This is a genomic window from Phyllobacterium sp. K27 (assembly GCF_054796155.1).
The window spans coordinates 3,236,025-3,255,476 of sequence record NZ_CM139240.1; the positions used below are offsets into that span (position 1 = coordinate 3,236,025).

At 53.7% G+C, this 19,452-nt stretch carries 17 protein-coding genes and 1 tRNA gene; 7 read left to right on the forward strand and 11 right to left on the reverse strand.

Translation table 11 applies throughout. The features are described 5' to 3' along the window. The first annotated feature begins 122 nt into the window (after positions 1 to 122). Entirely contained in the window at positions 123 to 539 is a 417-nt protein-coding gene (locus ACYJL1_RS16000; RefSeq protein WP_460896293.1) for a hypothetical protein, read from the forward strand. 42 nt (positions 540 to 581) lie between these two features. On the opposite strand, the gene ACYJL1_RS16005 is transcribed toward ACYJL1_RS16000, so the two are convergent. After that, a tRNA-His gene (locus tag ACYJL1_RS16005) sits at positions 582 to 658 on the reverse strand. Positions 659 to 905: 247 nt separating this feature from the next. Further along, on the reverse strand, positions 906 to 1,361 hold the full coding sequence (locus ACYJL1_RS16010; RefSeq protein WP_460896294.1) for a phasin: 456 nt from the start codon (positions 1,359 to 1,361) through the stop codon (positions 906 to 908). 295 nt (positions 1,362 to 1,656) lie between these two features. On the opposite strand from ACYJL1_RS16010, the gene ACYJL1_RS16015 reads away from it, so the two are divergent. Beyond that, a complete protein-coding gene (locus ACYJL1_RS16015; protein ID WP_460896295.1) occupies positions 1,657 to 4,755 on the forward strand; it encodes a histidine kinase dimerization/phospho-acceptor domain-containing protein in 3,099 nt (1,032 codons plus the stop codon). A gap of 41 nt (positions 4,756 to 4,796) precedes the next feature. Here ACYJL1_RS16015 and ACYJL1_RS16020 read toward each other — a convergent pair whose 3' ends face one another. Both ACYJL1_RS16020 and ACYJL1_RS16025 read right to left on the reverse strand, forming a co-directional pair. Continuing rightward, positions 4,797 to 5,153 carry a hypothetical protein gene (locus ACYJL1_RS16020; protein WP_460896296.1) on the reverse strand — a complete coding sequence of 119 codons (357 nt, stop codon included), beginning with the start codon at positions 5,151 to 5,153 and terminating at the stop codon, positions 4,797 to 4,799. Positions 5,154 to 5,181: 28 nt separating this feature from the next. Continuing rightward, positions 5,182 to 5,484: an ArsR/SmtB family transcription factor gene (locus tag ACYJL1_RS16025; protein ID WP_460896297.1), complete on the reverse strand. Its 303-nt coding sequence runs from the start codon at positions 5,482 to 5,484 to the stop codon at positions 5,182 to 5,184. Between the two features lie 220 nt (positions 5,485 to 5,704). On the opposite strand from ACYJL1_RS16025, the gene ACYJL1_RS16030 reads away from it, so the two are divergent. After that, positions 5,705 to 7,594: an AsmA family protein gene (locus tag ACYJL1_RS16030; RefSeq protein ID WP_460896298.1), complete on the forward strand. Its 1,890-nt coding sequence runs from the start codon at positions 5,705 to 5,707 to the stop codon at positions 7,592 to 7,594. A gap of 303 nt (positions 7,595 to 7,897) precedes the next feature. Here ACYJL1_RS16030 and ACYJL1_RS16035 read toward each other — a convergent pair whose 3' ends face one another. From ACYJL1_RS16035 to ACYJL1_RS16055, 5 genes are all read right to left on the reverse strand, one after another. Beyond that, positions 7,898 to 8,716, reverse strand: a complete 819-nt coding sequence (locus ACYJL1_RS16035; RefSeq protein WP_460896299.1) for an ABC transporter permease subunit — start codon at positions 8,714 to 8,716, stop codon at positions 7,898 to 7,900. 1 nt (position 8,717) lies between these two features. Further along, complete coding sequence (locus tag ACYJL1_RS16040; protein ID WP_460896300.1) at positions 8,718 to 9,629, reverse strand: ABC transporter permease subunit; 912 nt, start codon at positions 9,627 to 9,629, stop codon at positions 8,718 to 8,720. Between the two features lie 13 nt (positions 9,630 to 9,642). Beyond that, a complete protein-coding gene (locus ACYJL1_RS16045) occupies positions 9,643 to 10,788 on the reverse strand; it encodes an ABC transporter ATP-binding protein (RefSeq protein ID WP_460896301.1) in 1,146 nt (381 codons plus the stop codon). 63 nt (positions 10,789 to 10,851) lie between these two features. Then, positions 10,852 to 11,940 carry a polyamine ABC transporter substrate-binding protein gene (locus ACYJL1_RS16050; RefSeq protein WP_460896302.1) on the reverse strand — a complete coding sequence of 363 codons (1,089 nt, stop codon included), beginning with the start codon at positions 11,938 to 11,940 and terminating at the stop codon, positions 10,852 to 10,854. Between the two features lie 208 nt (positions 11,941 to 12,148). After that, the gene (locus tag ACYJL1_RS16055) at positions 12,149 to 12,334 is read right to left on the reverse strand and encodes a hypothetical protein (protein ID WP_460896303.1); all 186 of its coding nucleotides are present in this window, start codon (positions 12,332 to 12,334) and stop codon (positions 12,149 to 12,151) included. A 96-nt stretch (positions 12,335 to 12,430) separates the two neighbouring features. On the opposite strand from ACYJL1_RS16055, the gene ACYJL1_RS16060 reads away from it, so the two are divergent. Beyond that, entirely contained in the window at positions 12,431 to 13,300 is an 870-nt protein-coding gene (locus tag ACYJL1_RS16060) for a LysR family transcriptional regulator (protein WP_460896304.1), read from the forward strand. Here ACYJL1_RS16060 and ACYJL1_RS16065 read toward each other — a convergent pair whose 3' ends face one another. Beyond that, entirely contained in the window at positions 13,301 to 14,746 is a 1,446-nt protein-coding gene (locus tag ACYJL1_RS16065) for a helix-turn-helix domain-containing protein (RefSeq protein WP_460896305.1), read from the reverse strand. A gap of 402 nt (positions 14,747 to 15,148) precedes the next feature. On the opposite strand from ACYJL1_RS16065, the gene aceA reads away from it, so the two are divergent. The 3 genes from aceA to ACYJL1_RS16080 all read left to right on the forward strand — a co-directional run bounded on the left by aceA (position 15,149) and on the right by ACYJL1_RS16080 (position 18,007). Then, on the forward strand, positions 15,149 to 16,438 hold the full coding sequence (gene aceA, locus ACYJL1_RS16070) for an isocitrate lyase (RefSeq protein WP_460896306.1): 1,290 nt from the start codon (positions 15,149 to 15,151) through the stop codon (positions 16,436 to 16,438). A 21-nt stretch (positions 16,439 to 16,459) separates the two neighbouring features. Further along, a complete protein-coding gene (locus ACYJL1_RS16075) occupies positions 16,460 to 16,693 on the forward strand; it encodes an SMc00767 family acetate metabolism repressor (protein ID WP_115051250.1) in 234 nt (77 codons plus the stop codon). A 189-nt stretch (positions 16,694 to 16,882) separates the two neighbouring features. Continuing rightward, positions 16,883 to 18,007, forward strand: coding sequence for a beta-ketoacyl-ACP synthase III (locus ACYJL1_RS16080; RefSeq protein WP_460896307.1), 1,125 nt, complete (start codon positions 16,883 to 16,885; stop codon positions 18,005 to 18,007). Positions 18,008 to 18,031: 24 nt separating this feature from the next. On the opposite strand, the gene ACYJL1_RS16085 is transcribed toward ACYJL1_RS16080, so the two are convergent. Next, positions 18,032 to 19,318, reverse strand: coding sequence for an NAD(P)/FAD-dependent oxidoreductase (locus tag ACYJL1_RS16085; protein ID WP_460896308.1), 1,287 nt, complete (start codon positions 19,316 to 19,318; stop codon positions 18,032 to 18,034). Positions 19,319 to 19,452 lie beyond the last annotated feature (134 nt).

Here is a 19,452-nt window from a genome sequence, read left to right on the forward strand (position 1 = left end):
GAGCGGATGCTGGCGAATTTTCATTGCGCGCTTAGGACCCGTAACATAAGTAAAAACTACAGTTTATTGCATGCATCTAATTTTTCAGACCAACAGCCTATTGCGAGAACAGGTTTTATCCGATGATTCATATATTTAAGTTCATTGTAACTTCTATCGTCACACTTAGTTTGATGGTGGCCCCATCGTCTGCTGAAAGCATTGATCCGAATTGCCGCAGCACAGAAACCGTCACCACTTTGAAAGAGACTTGGCCCGCTCTTTTTGCCTGCTATTTTGGAATTCCAAATGCCGAGGACAGTGAAATCACACTTGTTTTTTCGTTGCGCCGCGATGGGACATTGATCGGCAAGCCCAAAGTCACAGCAAAAAATATTCAGGGGAATGAGGCGCAACAACGCGCATTTGAAAACAGTGTTTTGGAAGCGATTGAAAAGGCGCTCCCACTACCGTTTTCCGACAGTATGGGTACTGCTATTGCAGGCCGGGTTTTGGCGGTTCGCATAAAGGGCGATGGAGGTTGGTCTGTTCGATACTGAACAGCCATCGACAGCCAAGAAGTCATGGGCATGTGGGATGAATGGTACGGACGGGTGGATTCGAACCACCGACCTCAGGAGCCACAATCCTGCGCTCTAACCAACTGAGCTACGACCGCACACCGTCAAGTTTTTGACTTGGCGTCACATACGGAGAATTGATGCTTTTTGCAAGCACTTGATGCAACAAAAGGCACAGAGATTCCCAAAAAAACACGCAAACCGCTTTTGAAAAAGAAAAAAGGCCGGGGGGAGGACCCGGCCTTTTCCATGAATGCGAGACTGGCAGGGAGGAGATGCCGTTCTCGCGTCTCCGGCGGCTGGGAGGAGGAATGCCGCTGGAGAATATCTAACGCTGGCGCCTGATCAGGCTACCTTTACGTCCTTGATTGCCTTCTCTACAGCCGACTTGACCGGTGCGGAGATTTCTTCAACTGCCTTGGAAGTCACAGCCTGAAGCTCTTTGGCCTGGCCGGAGATTGCTTCCGCCTGTTTGCGAACAAATGCAGTCTGCAGCTCGATAACTTCGCCGAACGACTTTACGCCGAACAAAGCTTCGATATGTGCAAAGCCAGCTTCTGTGTTGGTGCGCAGGGCAGCCAGCGCCTTCAACGAAATGGCAGTGCTATTGGACTGGGCAGTTTCGAAAGTTGTTTCCAGAGTCTTCTGTGCAGCTTCAGCCTGATCCTTGATCTTGGCATAGGCTTCCTTGGACTGGGCAACGCCCTTTTCAGTGAATTCGCGAACCTGATCGGTTACAGCGGTAGCGTCGAAGGCAGGCATTGCAAATGCGTCGGCAGTCTGTTTAGCAGTCTTGCTCATAATAAAGCCCTTCCTTGGTGCAGATGTTTGTCTCTGCAATTGATTTGATGGACTATATTTAACACATTTATTGTGCATTGCAACATTTTTCTTGCAATGCACCATTTACCGTTGATTTCCCAAGAAAATTATTCTGAAAACCATTACAAAGTGCTGGTCCAAGTTAACTAAACCAAGAGAAAGAGCTGGCAGACAAGCGGCAGCCTGTGGACGTGTGCCCTCATGGCTATTATTAATAAAGTATTAAGGGCTTCCGCATGGATGCGGTGGTCTGCTACGGAGCTGCTAAACAATAATGGCGTCTGGAATCTACCCATTTATCGACATTGCCGTTCTCGATGAAGTTCGCGAACGCTTTGCCAATGGCGATGCGCTTGTGGTCATTTCACCCGATCTTGCAAATGTCATATGGGCTAATGGCCAAGGCGCCGCCATGCTTGGTTATGCGACGGTCGATGATATATTGAATGCAGGCACGGTGCTGAGTGTTCAGGCACAGCGACAGCTCAAAGCACTGGATGGATTTCCATCAATCGGGCACGGGCGCAGCGTCTCGCTGCGCATAGCATTCGGGTTGACCAGCCGCATTTTGACCTTTCAGGCCAGCGACCTTATTCTGCCTCGTGGCGAGCAAGCTATCGTGCTTTCAATCGCCAATAACGACCGCGCGAGTTCCGATGCGCAGATTGCCGCACAGGCAATAAAAGGCTTTGGTGACGACACGACCCATGCCGCCATAGTCGATGGATCAGGTGCAGTGATCGCCGCGTCGCAACAATTCTCCAAACTGGGCTTTAACGATAAAAGTCTGGGCGATCTGGTGCGCGAAGTTCGGCATGAGCGCAATCGTCTGGTGAAGCGAGCAGTCACAACGCCAAATGGCACTGTGCCGACAGGCATGGCCCGCTTGACCGACAGCCCTGCCCTGCATTTGCTGCTGGCAATTGAACCTGAGAATAGCAGGCTGGCATCAGCCGCCGGGGAGGTCATTCCTGCCGCCCCCGTTCCGGATACCGAAGTAAAGGACATGCCGCAGGCCAACCTGCCTTTCGAGCCAATTGCGCCTGTCGCAATTGCGAAAGACGAAAAAGCGGCGGTGAATCCAAGCGCGAGCGAACCAGCCTCCGAGAGGTTTGAATACAGACCCAGTGATGTAAACGCCCGATTTGTCTGGAAAGTGGATGCACAGGCAAATTTCAGTGAGATTTCACCGGAATTCGCGGCAGCAGTTGGGCCAGTTTCAGCCGCCATTATCGGCAAATCTTTCCGCGATGTGGCAGCCAAATATAGTTTCGATGCGGACGGCGAAATAGCCGGACTTCTTGAGCGGCGCGATACATGGTCTGGCCGCGCTGTGCTTTGGCCAATCGAGGGCACCAATCTGCGCGTACCAATCGAACTTGCAGCATTGCCCATCTATTCGCGTGAGCGGGTCTTTTTGGGTTTTCGCGGGTTTGGTGTAGCCAAAATGGCAGAGGTCGTTGAGGACCTGAACGTCGTTGGTGCGCAGCCGGTTTCCAGTGAGCAGGAAGCCTGGGTCGAACCGATACCAACCAGCGAGAGCGATCCATTTGCGGACGAACCGCTGGCTCCTGCCATCGTGCCGCCTGAAGCCAGCAACGTCGTAGCGCTGAAAACCCAGCAGCCCTTGCACAATGATGGCCGCCTGAACGATGCTGAACGCAACGCGTTTCGTGAGATTGCCGAGAGACTTCGCCGCGAGGTTCTTGCAGAGCCCGCTTTTGTCGAAGCACAGGAACCTGCACGTGTTTCTGAGCAGAAATCGAACCCTGTAGCCAGCAAAGCCAAGGTGCCGGACGCCGAAATTGTCGGCCCAGGGTTTGCCGCCGATACCGCACCTTTCGTCACGCAGACGGCATCAAAGGATTTTGCCAGCGATATTCGTGAACAGGTGCGCCAGGGCGTTGATACATCGATTCTTGCGGCTTTACCGCTTGCCGTTTTAATCCATCGCGAGGGGCAGATTCTTTATGCCAACAAGGCCATGCTTGAAGCCACGGCTTACGAGAGTGCCGAAGCGATCAATGAAGCTGGTGGCCTGAGCACACTCTTTGCCGACGGCCCGGACGATGACGACGAGGACGGAAGCGGTATGATCCTGCGCCGCAATGACGCCTCGACGCTTCGTGTCGAGGCGCATCTTCAAGCGGTACGCTGGAATGATGAAAACGGCGATGGATCGCGCGCCCTGCTTTTGGCTTTGTCTGCGCAAACCAAGGCTGCCAATCATTTCGACGAGAGTGAACGCCTGCTGCTTCAGACGCGGATCGACGAGCTTAATGCCATTCTCGACACGGCAACCGATGGGGTGATCCTGCTTGATTCTGCTGGTTCCATCCGCTCGGTCAATCACTCCGCCTCCGCACTGTTCAGCTATGAGCCGGAAGAGGTCAATGGCAAAGCGTTCTCGTTCCTTTTTGCCATTGAAAGCCAACGGGCAGCGATGGATTACCTCAACAGTCTTTCTGACAATGGCGTTGCCAGTCTTCTCAATGATGGACGGGAAGTGATTGGCCGCGAAAGTCAGGGGCGGTTCATTCCGTTGTTCATGACAATCGGCAAGCTGGACGCCTCCAAAGGCTACTGTGTGGTACTGCGCGACATAACCCATTGGAAGCGCGCAGAAGAAGAACTGCTCAGCGCCAAGCGTGAAGCTGAACGCACATCAACCCAGAAGAGCGAATTCCTGGCACGGATCAGCCATGAAATCCGCACCCCGCTCAATGCCATAATCGGTTTTTCCGAACTGATGGCTGATGAGAAATTCGGCCCCATCGGCAGCGAGCGTTACCGCGATTATCTGCATGATATCAGCCGCTCGGGTAATCATGTGCTTTCGCTGGTCAATGATCTTCTGGACATTTCCAAGATCGAGGCGGGCGCTGTCGAGATGAATTTCGAGGCAGTGTCTTTGAACGATGCCCTGACCGAAGCCGTCGCGATCATGCAGCCGCAAGCCAATCGCGAGCGCGTCATCATCCGGTCCAGCCTGACCTCGCGCCTGCCGGACATCGTGGCCGACAATCGCTCTATCACGCAGATTGCGCTCAATTTATTGTCAAATGCTGTCCGTTTTACCGGCCCCGGCGGACAGGTCATTGTCTCCACCAGCTATGAAGCCAGCGGCGATGTTCTTTTGCGGGTGCGCGATACGGGCATTGGCATGACCCGGCAGGAGGTCGAGCAGGCCTTGCGGCCCTACAAACAGATTACAACACCGGGCAATGTACGCAGCGACGGGACAGGTCTCGGCCTGCCGCTGACCAAAGCAATGGCGGAAGCAAACCGGGCAAACTTCAATATTGATTCCAGCCCCGGGCGCGGAACAATGGTCGAAATCACATTCCCCTCAACGCGTGTTCTGGCGGAATAGAGTGCATCCTGCTGATATCAGCAGGATGCGGTATTCATTGATCAGGAGACGATTTCCACGGGACCATGATCATCACAATGATCGCCATGCGGGTGGTGCAAATGGCCATCCACGAGATAATCAATATGATCACCATGGGGTACAGCCTCATGGCCGCAACCAGGCCCATGCACATGGGCGGCATCATGGCCCGCACAGCGATGCTCAGGCGTGCAACGATCAGGATTTGTAGCGCTTACCTCAAGCACATGCTCGTCCACGTGATCGCCATGGGGATGATGCAGGTGGCCATCATGAAGATAGTCCACATGATCCCCATGACGAATGGCGGTGTGCCCGCAATTGGGCTCGTGCTTGTGATCATGATTGTGGTGATGCGGAAGGGTACAGTCGCTCATAATTATTTCCTTTCAAAAGACTTGGTTGTTAATGTTGCTCACAAGCATGCTCAATTGCATTCTCGATAAGCATGAGGACGTGATCATCAGCAATTGAATAGATCACGGTCTTACCGTCCTTGCGTCGTTTGACCAGACGGGCATGCAGAAGAAGTTTCAGCCGGGCGGAAACAGTACCAATTTTGTCTTGCTCTATTTCAGCAATTTGCCCGACATTGCGCTCGCCTTGTGCCAATACGATCAAAGTTTGCAGCCGCGCCGTATCCGACAAGGCTTTGAAAATATTCGCAGCATCTTCCAGCTCTTTACGTTGGACGGGCCGTATCATCATAATCCAACATTCTGTTAATTGTTAGATTGTTAGATTGTCAGTTTGTGCCTGTCAATTCAAAAAATGTCCGCAAACGGGCATTGAACGGTGTCTTATGCAACAAAATTGCGTCAAAGCCGCGTTATCGACTTGAATTGCTACCCATGATGGCTAAACCGTTGAGAGGCAGTGCAGTATTTCGTTTGGCTTTGGCTCAACGGATGTGAACATCGGAAAACTCATGTCTTGGCTGAGACCGAGAAATCTTTTGGCGACAATTCTGGTATTGGCGTTTATCGCCGGTGGGATTCTTGTTGCCCTTCCCAGCCTTGTCAGCACCGATCTCATCAGGGCGCGTCTGGTTCAGGAAATCAGCAACTGGACCGGCTATAGTGTCGAAGCACAGCAAGAGCCGCACATTTCATTTTTTCCAACATTCACAGCGTCAATGGGCAATGTGACCATTCGCAACCCCTGGGCTACGGAAGGTCAACCTTTCATGCACGCCGAACGGATCGAGGTTGATCTTTCGCTGCTCTCAGCGCTGATGGGGAAAACCGAATTCACAGAGACCAAGATTATCCGGCCCCGCTTTGTTCTCGACGAGCCGATCAAAAGCCTTTCAGACATTGGCGAAGCGCTTGCCAAGAGCGATGGCCGTATTGGCGACGTGATGCGCGAGGCAAAGGCGGCCATTGAGGCCAACCCCGCCAAACCGGATATGAGCAACGTGTCCTCGCAACCATTCGGGCGTGTGCGGTTGGAAGATGCAATGGTCACGTTCAAGCGCCCCATCAATGGTGCAGAGGAACAGATATCAAGTATAAGCGGCGTATTTGACTGGCCGCAGACATCGGGCATTGCCAGCTTTCAGGGCAAGGCCATCTGGCATGGCGAAGAGACTGCAATCGACAGCTCTGCCAGCAAGGCACTGTTGCTTTTGGCGGGCGGGACAAGCCCGATGCAGATCAACCTGAGCTCTACGCCTTTGACACTCTCTTTCAACGGTTCTGCCAATATTGCCAAGGACCGGTTTTTTGAAGGAACCCTCTCCCTCACCTCGCCCTCGCTGCGACGCACGCTCGAATGGTCCAGAATGGCGGAAATTCCAGCGGCGCCTATTGGCAGCTTTACGCTGGACGCTTCCGTTACCGGCTCATCTTCCCGCGTGAAGCTGGATAATCTGACCGCCACGCTGAACGATAATCCAGCAAAAGGCGTGATCGAGATCACGCTGAATAACGCGACTGGCGCTCCGCTTGGTATCAATGGTACGCTGGCATTCGAGACTCTGGACCTTCGCTCGGTGTTCTCCGGGATCATGCCGCTGCCGGATGGTTCTGCCAATTCCGATACCGAGATCAACACGGCCTTTCTTAAACAGCTTAATCTTGATTTGCGGGTTTCGACGCAAAAGGCAACCTTGGGAAAGGTCAGCCTTACGAAGGTCGCAGCTACTGCACAGGTCCGGAATGGTCGCGCCATATTCGATATTGGCGATGCGACAGCTTTCGATGGTTCTGTTGCAGGTAGCTTCCAACTCGCCGATGAACCGGAAGCTGGCACAACCGGGGAGTTGCGCTTCAACGGAACCGACGTCAACAGCGCCTCAATTGCCTCAATATTAGGACTTGGCAATCGCTTTGAACTTGGCAAAGGCACCGTGTCACTGGTCTTGAAAGGGCCGATAACGCGCTGGTCAACGGCGTTGCGCAACGCAAAAGGTACTCTCTCCTTGCGCTTCGGCAATGGTCAGATTCGCAGTCTCGACCTGACACGCTTGCTGAGCAAGGCAAAAACAGACCGGTTTTTCAGCCTGAACGAAAAGACTGACGTTGCGCTTGCTCTCGACAGGCTGGAGCTGAAGGCAAACATCATGGATGGCGTTGCAGCGCTTGAAACCGCGCAAATCCAGAATAAGCTTGGCACGTTTACCTTTGCAGGCATTGTGACGCTAGTGAGCAAGAGCCTGGCACTCACCGGCGATTTCGCAGCACCAATTGCTGCGCCAGCACCAGTGGAAGGCACGCCAGAAGATGCGCCAAAACCGGAGCCTGCGTTCAATCACACGCGGTTCTTCATCGGCGGCTCGTGGGACAACCCGTTTATTTCGCCGATTATCTCGCAATAATTCGCCAATCTCCCCCCTTGTGGGGGAGAAAGTGATTTCGGCACCTTAGCCCTTGCTAAGTGCCAGAAATCACAAGAGAGGGGAAAGCGCGTGCACATTAAAACGCTACCTCGTTCATTGGGTATTGACGTTGCACGAGACGTTAGTACCTCTCTTGCTTGCTTTGACGTATGAACGGATCCCCTCTCTTGGATTTTCTAAGGATTTAGCAATGAGGCTAAACCCAAGAAAATCCTTTCTCCCCCACAAGGGGGGAGATTGGCTCGCGCTATTCTTGCTGTCTTACCTACACTGCAAACAACATCAATTCCGCGCCGCAGCTTGTTCGTCGCGGGCGCGGTTAACCTCACGACGCTTATTGGCGATGGAAGCGATGATGACGCCAATAGCGACAATGGCGATGAGGATCGTGCAGGCAGCATTGATCTCCGGCGTCACGCCAAGGCGCACCTGCGAATAGATACGCATTGGCAGGGTTGTCGCGCCCGGTCCCGAGGTGAAGCTGGAAATGACCAGATCATCAAGGGAAAGGGTGAAAGCCAGCATCCATCCGGAAACAACTGCGGGCATGATCACCGGCAAGGTCACCTTCAAAAAGGTGGTGACAGGCGTCGCACCAAGGTCCATCGCCGCCTCTTCGAGCGAGCGATCAAATGTGACGAGCCGCGACTGAACCACCACAGCCACGAAACACATGGAAAAAGTGATGTGCGCAAGTGTAACCGTCAGAATGCCGCGGTCGAGACCAATGGCGACGAAGAGCAGCAGAAGTGACAGGCCCGTGATCACCTCCGGCATGACCAGCGGCGCATAAATCATCGCAGAAAACAGCGTGCGCCCACGAAAGCGCGTATAACGTGTCATCGCCAGTGCACCAAGTGTACCAAGAATGGTGGCAAAAGTTGCCGAAATCAGACCGACTCGGATGGTGACCCAGGCAGCATCAATAAAGGCCTGATTATTGAACAGCGATACATACCATTTGGTCGAGAATCCGGCCCAAACGGTGACAAGCCGGGACTCATTGAACGAATAAATGACGAGCAGGACAATGGGCAGATAAAGAAAGGCAAAGCCCAAAACCAGCGAAGCAATATTGAAGCGGGACCAGGTTGTGTTCATATTATTTCCCGCTTTCCTGCGCTTTGGCTTCAGACCGCTGGAACAGCACAATAGGCAAAACCAGCAGCAAAAGCAGGATAACTGCAACTGCAGACGATACCGGCCAATCGCGGTTCGAAAAGAATTCACTCCACAATGTCTTACCGATCATCAGCGTGGATGAGCCGCCCAGCAAGTCCGGGATGACGAATTCGCCCGTTGCTGGAATGAAAACAAGGAAGCAACCGGCAATGACACCCGGCATTGAGAGTGGAAATGTGATCTTCCAGAACGCCATGATCGGCGGGCAGCCAAGATCTTCAGCGGCTTCAACCAGCGAATAATCCATTTTCTCCAAGGCCGAGTAAATCGGCAGCACCAAGAATGGCAGGTAAGAATAAACAATACCGATAAAGATCGCCGTATTGGTGTTGAGAATGTTCAGCGGCGTGTCGATGACATTGGCCCACATCAGAAACTGATTGAGCAGGCCCTCAGGTTTCAAAATGCCGATCCAAGCATAAACGCGGATAAGAAAGCTGGTCCAGAATGGAAGGATGACCAGCATAAGCAAAGTGGGGCGGAGGCTCGCAGGAGCGCGCGCCATGCCATAGGCGATCGGATAGCCGATGATGAGTGTCAGAAGAGTTGAAACCGCCGCTATGGTCAGGCTTGAAATATAGGCTTTGTAGTAGAGCGGGTCTTCGACCAGCCAAATATAATTGTCCCATGAGAACTGAGATATGCTGTTGAAGAGAGACCTGATCCCCGCTGTAATATCAAGGACAGGCGTATAAGGCGGAATGGCCATCGCCACTTCGGACAGGGAAATCTTGAATACGATAATGAACGGAACAAGGAAGAAGATCAGCAGCCACAGATATGGCACGCTGATAACCAGCCGGCTTGTGACGGATGCTATCAATTTTTGCATTGGACAGCCCTCCTCACGCAGTTAAAAGAATACCGGCGTCGGTATCGAAATTCACCCAGACCATATCCTCATATCCTAGCGGGTCTTCCACGGTGCGAACCGCGTTCAGGCTTGCCGCCTTGATGATGCGGCCATTTTCCAGCTGCACATGGAAAACCGTCATGTCACCGAAATAGGCAATATCGTAAAGCTCGCCATAGGCTGCGTTGACTGAGGAATTTGCAGGCTCAGTACGGCTTATCCGTATTTTTTCCGGCCTGATGGCAAAACCGACCGTTTGCCCGGCAGAACAGTCACGCGTCGCATCGGTGCGAATGGTCATCTTGTCGGCGGGAATACTGATATCGATCTTGCCATTTTCCACCGCCGCCGCGGTGCCCTCAAACATGTTCACATTGCCGATGAAGTCCGCGACGAATTTCGAGTTGGGCGCTTCATAGACTTCCGCCGGGGTGGCGACCTGCTTGACCTTGCCCTTATCCATGACCGCGATGCGGTCCGACATAGTCATGGCCTCTTCCTGATCATGGGTCACGACGACGAATGTCAGGCCCAGCTTCATCTGAAGGTCCATTAGCTCGAACTGGGTTTCCTCGCGCAGCTTCTTGTCCAATGCACCGAGCGGCTCATCCAAAAGCAGAACCTTTGGCCGTTTGGCAACGCAGCGCGCCAGAGCAACGCGCTGGCGCTGACCACCGGAAAGCTGGTGCGGCTTGCGCTTGGCAAATTGTTCGAGCTTGACCAGTTTGAGCATCTCGGCAACGCGCGCATCGATCTCGTTTTTGGGCATGCCATCCTGCTTGAGGCCAAAGGCGATATTGCCCTCGACAGTCATATGCGGAAACAGCGCATAGGACTGGAACATCATATTGACCGGACGCTTATAGGGCGGAATGCCGCTCATATCCTGACCATCGATCAGAATACGGCCCGATGTCGGCGTTTCAAACCCAGCAAGCATGCGTAGCAGCGTTGACTTGCCGCAACCGGATGCACCGAGCAGCGCAAAGAATTCGCGGTTATAGATATTCAGGGAAAGGTCATCGACAGCGGTGAAATCGCCAAATCTCTTGGTCACGTTTTCGACAGCAATGAAGGGCTTTGCTTCCGGATCATTCCACGGTGCAAACTTGCGGCGAAAGCTTCCCAATGACTTCATGATATGCCCCGATTGTCGCTTTTGTTGAAAGACCCCGGCAATCGGTGCCGGGGTCTTTGTTGATTACTGGCCGGTTACGACTTTCGTCCACAGGCGTGTCACCACACGCTGAACCTTGGTATCATAAGGCGTGACAGTAAACAGCTTCGACAGAACCTCAGGCGTTGGATAGATCGCCGGATCATCCATGATTTCTTTACTGATCAAATCCTGCGAGGCCTTGTTGCCATTGGCATAGAAGACAAAGTTTGAGGCTTTGGCGGCAACATCAGGGCGCATCAGGTAGTTGATGAGTTCGTGCGCTTCAGCCACATGCGGCGCATCGGCGGGGATGGCCAGCACGTCGAACCACATTTGCGCAGCACCCGGAATGGCATAACCGACTTCAACGCCGGCCTTGGCTTCCGCTGCACGGTCGCGCGCCTGGAAAATATCTCCCGAATAGCCGAGCGCAAGGCAAATATCGCCATTGGCCAGTCCATTGATATATTCTGACGAGTGGAACTTGCGGATATTCGGGCGAACTTTTTCAAGCAATTCGCCAGCCTTTGCCAAATCGTCCGGGTTCTTGCTGTCAGGATCAAGGTCAAGATAGGCAAGAGCGGATGGCAGGACATCGGTTGCCGAGTCGAGAACATGAATGCCGCAATCCTTGAACTTGGCCGCAAGCTCGGGCTTGAACAGCGCATCCCATGTCGGCGGCTCATCATTGCCCAGTATTTCCTTGGCTTTGGCTACATTATAGCCGAGACCCGTGGTTCCCCACATCCAATCAACAGCATATTCGTTGCCGGGATCGTATTTCTGGATACGCTCGGAAACAACGTCCCACATATTGGAAAGGTTCGGCAATTTCGACTTGTCGAGCTTCTGGAACACACCGGCGGCAATCTGGCGCTGGAGGAAGGAGGCTGTCGGAACAACAACATCGTAGCCGGTTCCGCCCGCCAAAAGCTTGGTTTCAAGAATTTCGTTGGAGTCGAAGGTGTCATAGACAACCTTGATTCCGGTCTCCTTGGTAAAATCCTCAAGGGTGGTCGGATCAATATAATCTGACCAGTTATAAACATTAACGACGCGTTCCTGCGCCCACACGGATGTAGTCATCCCCAGCGCAAGCGTTGCGGTTAACAATACAGTTTTGATACCCATTATTTTCTCCATGCTGCCAGCACCTCTACAATGCCGCTTGTTCCCAGATCGACGCTCCACTGTATCTTTGTGCATCCGCGAAGATGCACCGCACAGGTAAGTTTCCCCTACCTTTTTAGATTGCGATCACTTCGTCAACTGGGATCGATCAACTCTCATGCGGAAAGTTGCATTTGGCATGGATTTTTTTGGCTCCAACACCTTGATGTTACGGGTGTTTGCTCCGAAAAAACATGGAACGCACCAGCATAAAAAAGCGCTTCAGTAAGACGGAGAATCGGCTCGGCGAACCACCATAGTTTTCATAGAACTCATCCTCCGACATCTGGCGTCCTTGGTTTTGACTGATCTGCTGATGAGCGATGGTCCATAATAGATAAAAATATCCACTCATATTTATCTCCAGTAAAAAACTGTTTGCACCAGAGTTAAGAATGGGCAGAGTAAATAGCTGTTTTCTACAAGCATGGATGAAACAGGTTTTTCAAAAATGAAAAATGAGAATTGGGATGACCTGAAGCTGTTCCTGCATGTCGCACGTGAAGGCGGATTAACGGGCGCATCTGAAAAGACAGGAGCAAGCCCGGCAACAATCGGGCGGCGGCTGCTGGCTTTAGAGCGACAGATGGGCCGGAACTTTTTCATACGGCGGCAAACGGGATATTCGCTGACCAAAGACGGACAAGCGCTCCTCACGCACGTTCTTGCGATGAATGAAGCCGCACAGTCTATCGGAGCGTGGAATGAAGGCGTCAACGAACTTCCGACGGTGCGCATTTCCGCAGGCAGTTGGATGTCTCATTTCATGGCGGCCAATTTGGGGCAGCTTTGGACCCCGGACGATCCCTTCCGTCTCTGCTTCAAGACAGCGGAAATCCGTCTCGACCTTGCACATCGCGAGGCAGAAATCGGCATTCGTAACAGATTTCCGGAGAGCAGCAATCTGGCGGCGCGTCCCATTGGCGATGTTGCCTATGCGCCATATTGCGCCAGCCACTTTAATATGGTGCGCGACTGCAACTGGGTGGGAATTGGAGCTGACGATGCAATTGCACCTTCTGCCCGCTGGCTGCTTGCACAGACGGATTTATGGGTGACGATCTGGGCAAACACACCCCGCATGCTGCATGACCTTCTGCGCAGTGGGGCCGGACGGGGTATCCTACCCTGTTTTGTCGGCGACGACGATCCTTCGCTGGTACGGGCTGGCGAGGAGATCAAGCCGCTTTATCACCGGCAATGGCTGGTGATGCATGATGACGACAGGCACCGCCCGGAGATCCGCACCTTGGTGGAACGCCTTGCACAACTGATCGAAAAACAACAACCGCTATTTCGTGGCCAAAGACCAAGGGGATGATTACTGAAAATCAAACGCACTTAATCCCGTTACCATCTCATCAAGGCCGAGCGGGCGCGTGACCGGCGGTTCGGCGCGGGAAAGACAAGCGGAGCGTTCGCATAGGCGGCAGGCGGGGCCGACAGGGGTGACGCCGACAAACTTGCCAAGTGGAGCGGCGCTGATGCTGCGATTGCCAAGCGCGCTGCCATAGACTGTCTCATCAGCAAAGCCGATATCGCATCCCAGCAGAATGGCGGTACGGCGCGGACGCTCATTAAAAGCGCCTTGCGGACCTTCAAGTGTGCGGGCGATGGTCAAAAACTCTGCGCCATCGGGCATTTCCACCGCCTCGACCAATATTTGACCGGGCTGGGCAAAGGCCGAGTGTATGGCGAGTTTGGGGCAGTCACCGCCAAAGCGCGACTGTGGAAAACCCAGCGCCCCTGCCCTGCGGAAACGGTTTCCGGCATGATCCACCTCGAGCATGAAGAAGGGAATGCTGTTACCCGGTGCGGCAAGCGTAGTGAGCCGGTTTGCCGCCTGTTCGAACGAAACAGAAAATCGCGAGCGCAGTACGTCGATATCATATCTGGCGCGCGCAGCCGCTGTCTGGAATGCCTGATAGGGCATCATCAGCGCATGGGCGGCATAGCGTCCAAACTCAAAGCGGGCGATGCGGCGTGCTTCGTCGGATGAAAACTTCAGATCCTGAATTTCAGCAGCGATCACCACCTGCATGCGGATCAACGCCGCTTCCATGGCCAGTTCGCGCAATTGATCAAAGGGGGAAAGGCGCTCTGACAGGAACAGACGTTGCGAGTGACGATCGTAACGGCGGCGCCAGTTTGGCATGGTTGCGACGGGCAGGATACGCACTGTCGTGCCAAACTCGCTTTTAAGCCAGGCCTTCAGGGCGCCGGAAAGATCATCACCCGGCTTTATCAGATGAAGGAAACTGTCAACCTCTCCTTCGATGCGCGGAAAATAATTGGCGCGGCGCTCCATCACCTCACGCACTTCATTGAGTGGCAAGCGCGTACTGGTAAGAGATGGAGCCTGGCCGTCCTTTGCCAGAAGCGCCGACAGGTCAGACAGGCGCTCTTGTTGCTCGCGGTAGGCGCGATAAAGCTTGATCATGCCAGTGGCAGCATTGGGCGCTGCGTTGGAAATCTCGATCAACTCCTGGTCGCCAGGCAATTCGCCATTCAGAAGCGGGTCGGAGAACACCTCTTTCAACGACGCCATGGACGAGCCGGTTTCAAGCTGCAACGTATCCAGCTCGATCTTATAGGTCGAAGATAGCTTGAGCAGCAGCTGCACAGTGAGAGGTCGTTGGTTGCGCTCGATCAGATTGAGATAGGATGGGGAAATGCCCAGAGCCTCCGCCATGGAGGTCTGTGTCAAACCCTGCTCATTGCGGATGCGCCGGATACGCGGACCTGCAAAAATTTTCCCCTCAGCCATAATGCTCCAATCGTTCCCTATATGGACTTGCAATTACATTGTGCGTGGTTCGACAAGCTCACCATGAGGAACGTGGTTATTGCCTCAGCTTCCAGCGAGCTCCGTCTAAGTCCAGCCCATTGCCTCCTGCACATCGCTCCTCATGGTGAGCTTGTCGAACCACGCACAGCACCTTTATGACAAGATTTACATTAAAACGCTTTCGGCAACCTATTACAAGATTTACAACTTTACAATTGCGAAGTGTAAATCCCCTTACAAGATAACTCGATAAACATCCGAAAAACGCTGATATTTCTCGCATATATCGCAGTGCAATGTAAATTTAGTCACACAGAAACTGCGATAAGTATCTTTCGCATCTGATGACCGCGAGTTCGACAAACTATTTTGGAGACGACAATGACTGATTTTTACAACCTTGTACCGAATGCGCCTGCTGGCCGCTATGACAATATTGAGCGTCCCTACACTGCCGAGGACGTCAAGCGGCTACGCGGTTCGGTTCAGATCAAGCACACGCTGGCTGAAAACGGCGCAAACCGGTTGTGGAAACTCATTCACGAGGAAGATTTCGTCAATGCGCTTGGTGCGCTCTCCGGCAATCAGGCCATGCAGATGGTTCGGGCGGGGCTGAAGGCGATATACCTCTCGGGCTGGCAGGTTGCCGCTGATGCGAACACGGCTTCGTCCATGTATCCAGACCAGTCGCTTTATCCGGCCAATGCCGCACCGGAACTGGCAAAACGCATCAACAAGACCTTGCAGCGCGCTGACCAGATTGAAACCGCCGAGGGCAAGGGTCTTTCAGTCGATACATGGTTCGCACCGATCATCGCCGATGCTGAAGCAGGTTTTGGCGGACCTCTGAATGCCTTCGAAATCATGAAGGCCTTTATCGAGGCAGGCGCAGCTGGCGTTCACTATGAAGATCAGCTCGCTTCGGAAAAGAAGTGCGGCCATCTTGGCGGCAAAGTTCTGATCCCGACAGCGGCCCATATCCGCAATCTCAACGCTGCACGTCTGGCTGCCGACGTCATGGGCACACCAACTCTGGTTATTGCCCGCACGGATGCGGAGGCTGCAAAGCTGCTGACTTCGGATATTGATGAGCGCGACCAGCCATTCGTCGATTATGATGCCGGGCGCACAACTGAAGGCTTCTATCAGGTCAAGAACGGTCTCGACTCCTGCATCGCCCGTGCTGTCGCTTATGCCCCGCATGCGGATCTGATCTGGTGCGAGACATCGAAGCCCGATCTGGAGCAGGCAAGGCGCTTTGCCGAAGGCGTACACAAGGAACATCCGGGCAAGTTGCTCGCCTATAATTGTTCGCCTTCCTTCAATTGGAAGAAGCATCTGGACGAGGCGACAATTGCCAAGTTTCAGCGCGAACTGGGAGCTATGGGCTACAAATTCCAGTTCATCACGCTGGCCGGCTTCCACCAGTTGAACTACGGCATGTTCGAGCTGGCCCGCGGCTACAAGGACCGGCAGATGTCCGCCTATTCGGAACTGCAAGAGGCGGAGTTTGCCGCCGAGGTAAACGGCTACACTGCCACCAAGCATCAACGCGAGGTAGGCACTGGCTATTTCGACGCGGTTTCACTGGCAATCACCGGTGGTCAGTCTTCGACAACCGCAATGAAGGAATCAACGGAAACCGCGCAATTCCGCCCGGCTGCCGAATAGAATAACGAGAGGAGAACGATCATGGCTTCCATTTCACGCGTAAAAGAACGGGCTGAGGAACAGGCTTCCTCAATGAATACAGACCAGCAGGCTGTCATTCGCATGGTTGCCAATGATCTGCACCGCCTCAACCAATCCGTCATGAAGGCGGTTGATGCCGGGGTTTCGGTTGAGCTGGTTCGCTCGGCCCGTCATCATGGTGGCGACGGAAACTGGGGGGATCTGCTGATCCCGGTCGTTGTAACAAGGCAATAGCCTCTCCCATTGTATTGCTGTGGCCTTCTCTGGTTTCGGTCTGGGAACCAGCACGGCACGCAGAACCGCCCGCAAGCAATTGCGGGCGGTTTTGCTTTTAAGATGGCCAAGCATAGAGAGGGTATGGGTTCCATTTGAACCTTCTTTGCTCTATCGCTTTTGTGAAGAAGAAAAACTCTGGAAACGCCCATGCATAAAGTCGTCATCAGCGGTACAGGCGTTTTCACGCCGGACCAATCCATCAGCAATGCCGAGCTTGTTGAAGCATTCAATACTTATGCAACGCGGCAAAATGAATTGCATGCCGACGAAATCGCTGCTGGCACACGCGATGCAATGACCATGTCCAATGAAGATTTTATCGTTCGCGCGTCGGGCATCGAAAACCGCTATGTGCTCAATAAATCCGGCATTCTTGATCCCGAAATCATGCATCCTGTTTTGCCTGAACGCAACGACGAAGACCTTTCCGTCATGGCGCAAATGGCCGTCCATGCAGCTACCCTTGCCCTGAAAAAAGCGGGGCGCGATGCTTCACAAATCGACGCTGTGATTTGCGCGGCTTCAAATCACGAGCGTGCCTATCCCGCCATCGCCATAGAAGTCCAGCAGGCGCTCGGTATTGAAGGCTTTGGTTTTGACATGAATGTGGCCTGTTCCTCGGCAACCTTCGGTATTCAGGCGGCGGCCGATATGATCCGCTCGGGTTCTGCGCGGGCAATTCTGATGGTCAATCCGGAAATCTGCTCGGCCCATCTCGAATGGCGCGACCGCGACTGCCATTTTATCTTTGGTGATGTCTGCACTGCGGTATTGCTTGAACGCGATGACCTGGCCACCGGGGAGGACCGTTTTGAGATCGTGTCGACACGTTGCCTGACGCAATTCTCCAACAATATCCGCAACAATAATGGCTTCCTGCGCCGCACCCGCGAAGGCCACATGACCGACCGCCGTGACATGTTGTTCAAGCAGGAAGGCCGCAAGGTTTTCAAACAGGTTGTGCCGATCGTTTCCGACCTGATCCTGACACATCTGGCAGACGAGAACATCGCTCCTGCCCACCTGTCACGCCTGTGGCTGCATCAGGCCAACAAAGGTATGAACGATCTGATCGGCGTGAAGGTGCTTGGCCGCGAACCGGAACCCGGCGAACAACCCAATATCCTGCAGAACTATGCCAATACGTCATCGGCTGGATCGATCATCGCATTCTCGAAATATTCCGATGACCTTGCGCCGGGTAGCCTCGGCGTCATCTGTTCATTTGGCGCGGGATATTCGGTTGGAAGTGTGATCGTGCGGAAGGTTTAGGCCATTCTTGTTGCACGAAAGGTTCTAAATCCGATCCACCAGTGCATACCAGCTAAGGGCAAGAAACAGCATGGGCGCCCGGAATGTACGCCCACCCGGAAATGCCGGAACTTTCAACTCTTCCAGCAGTTTCAGCCTGTCGCGATTGCCGGCTACTGTTTCCGCATAGAGCTTGCCGACAAAATTCGCCAGCATTACTCCGTGACCGGAATAACCGCCTGCCGAAATCACATTGGGCATGACTTCACGCACGAATGGCTGACGCGGCATGGTGATACCGACCGACCCGCCCCAGGCTTGCGTCATCTCCACATTGGCAAGTGCCGGATAAATCTCGGCAATCTGTCGGCGAATATGGGTGCTGATATCCAGCGGATTATCGGCCGTATAGGCCTCACGACCGCCGAACAGCAGCCGCCCATCCTTTGAGCGGCGAAAGTAGCGCACAACGAAACGCGAATCATCGACGCTTTCACCACCCGGCAAAACCGGGCTGTTATCCCCCAGCGGCACTGTTGCGCCAATGAATGAGCGGATCGGCATGACATGAGAGGCGCTGACCGGTTCCAGATTGCCGCCATAGGCATTGACGGCGATCAGGGCCTTTGCCGCAGTGACAGTGCCGGTCGCTGTGCTGACACTCACCTTGCCATTTTCGGATTTGATACCGGTGACCTTGGTATTCTCATAAAGATGCGCGCCTGCCCTCGCCGCAGCGGCGGCGGTGCCGACGACGAGTTTCATCGGCTGGATGTGGCCGGTACCTTTATCGTAAAGGCCGCCAAGGTAGCGGGTCGAGCCCAACCGCTCGGTGGTTTCGTCCGCTTCCATGTAATGAATGTGCGGGTAATTGAACCGCGCCGTCATCAACTCCGCATGTTCGCGATAGCTTTTGAGGTACCGCTTCTTGTGCACAACGGACATCTGGCCGGGCACATATTCAATGTCGATCTGATGAGTTTCAGCGAATTCCAGCAGATGTCTTTTTGCTTCTTCGGCAAGATCGAACAGGGCTTTGGCGCGCTCAAAGCCATATTGAGCCTCAAGCTCTTCCGCCCATGCGCGCTGGCCTGTCCCAAGCTGGCCGCCATTGCGCCCTGAAGCCCCATCCCCAAACCGAAATGCTTCCAGCAACACGACGTCAACGCCTGAAGATGCCAGATGCACGGCCGCCGAAAGGCCGGTGAACCCGCCGCCGACGATAACAACATCAGCGGTGCGGGAGCCATCCAGAGCCGGATATTCCGTGCGATCAGCAATCGTTGATTCGTACCATGATATGCCGGGCGAAATGGGGGACTGATGGGCCATTTATTGATGCAATCTTGTTCACTTATTTACCGCAACGGTGCAGTGCGTGGTTCGACGGGGCTCACCATGAGGGAGGTACCGGGCTGCAAAATTATTTGCAGAACTGTTTTTAGCACTGCAATTAACAACTTCCC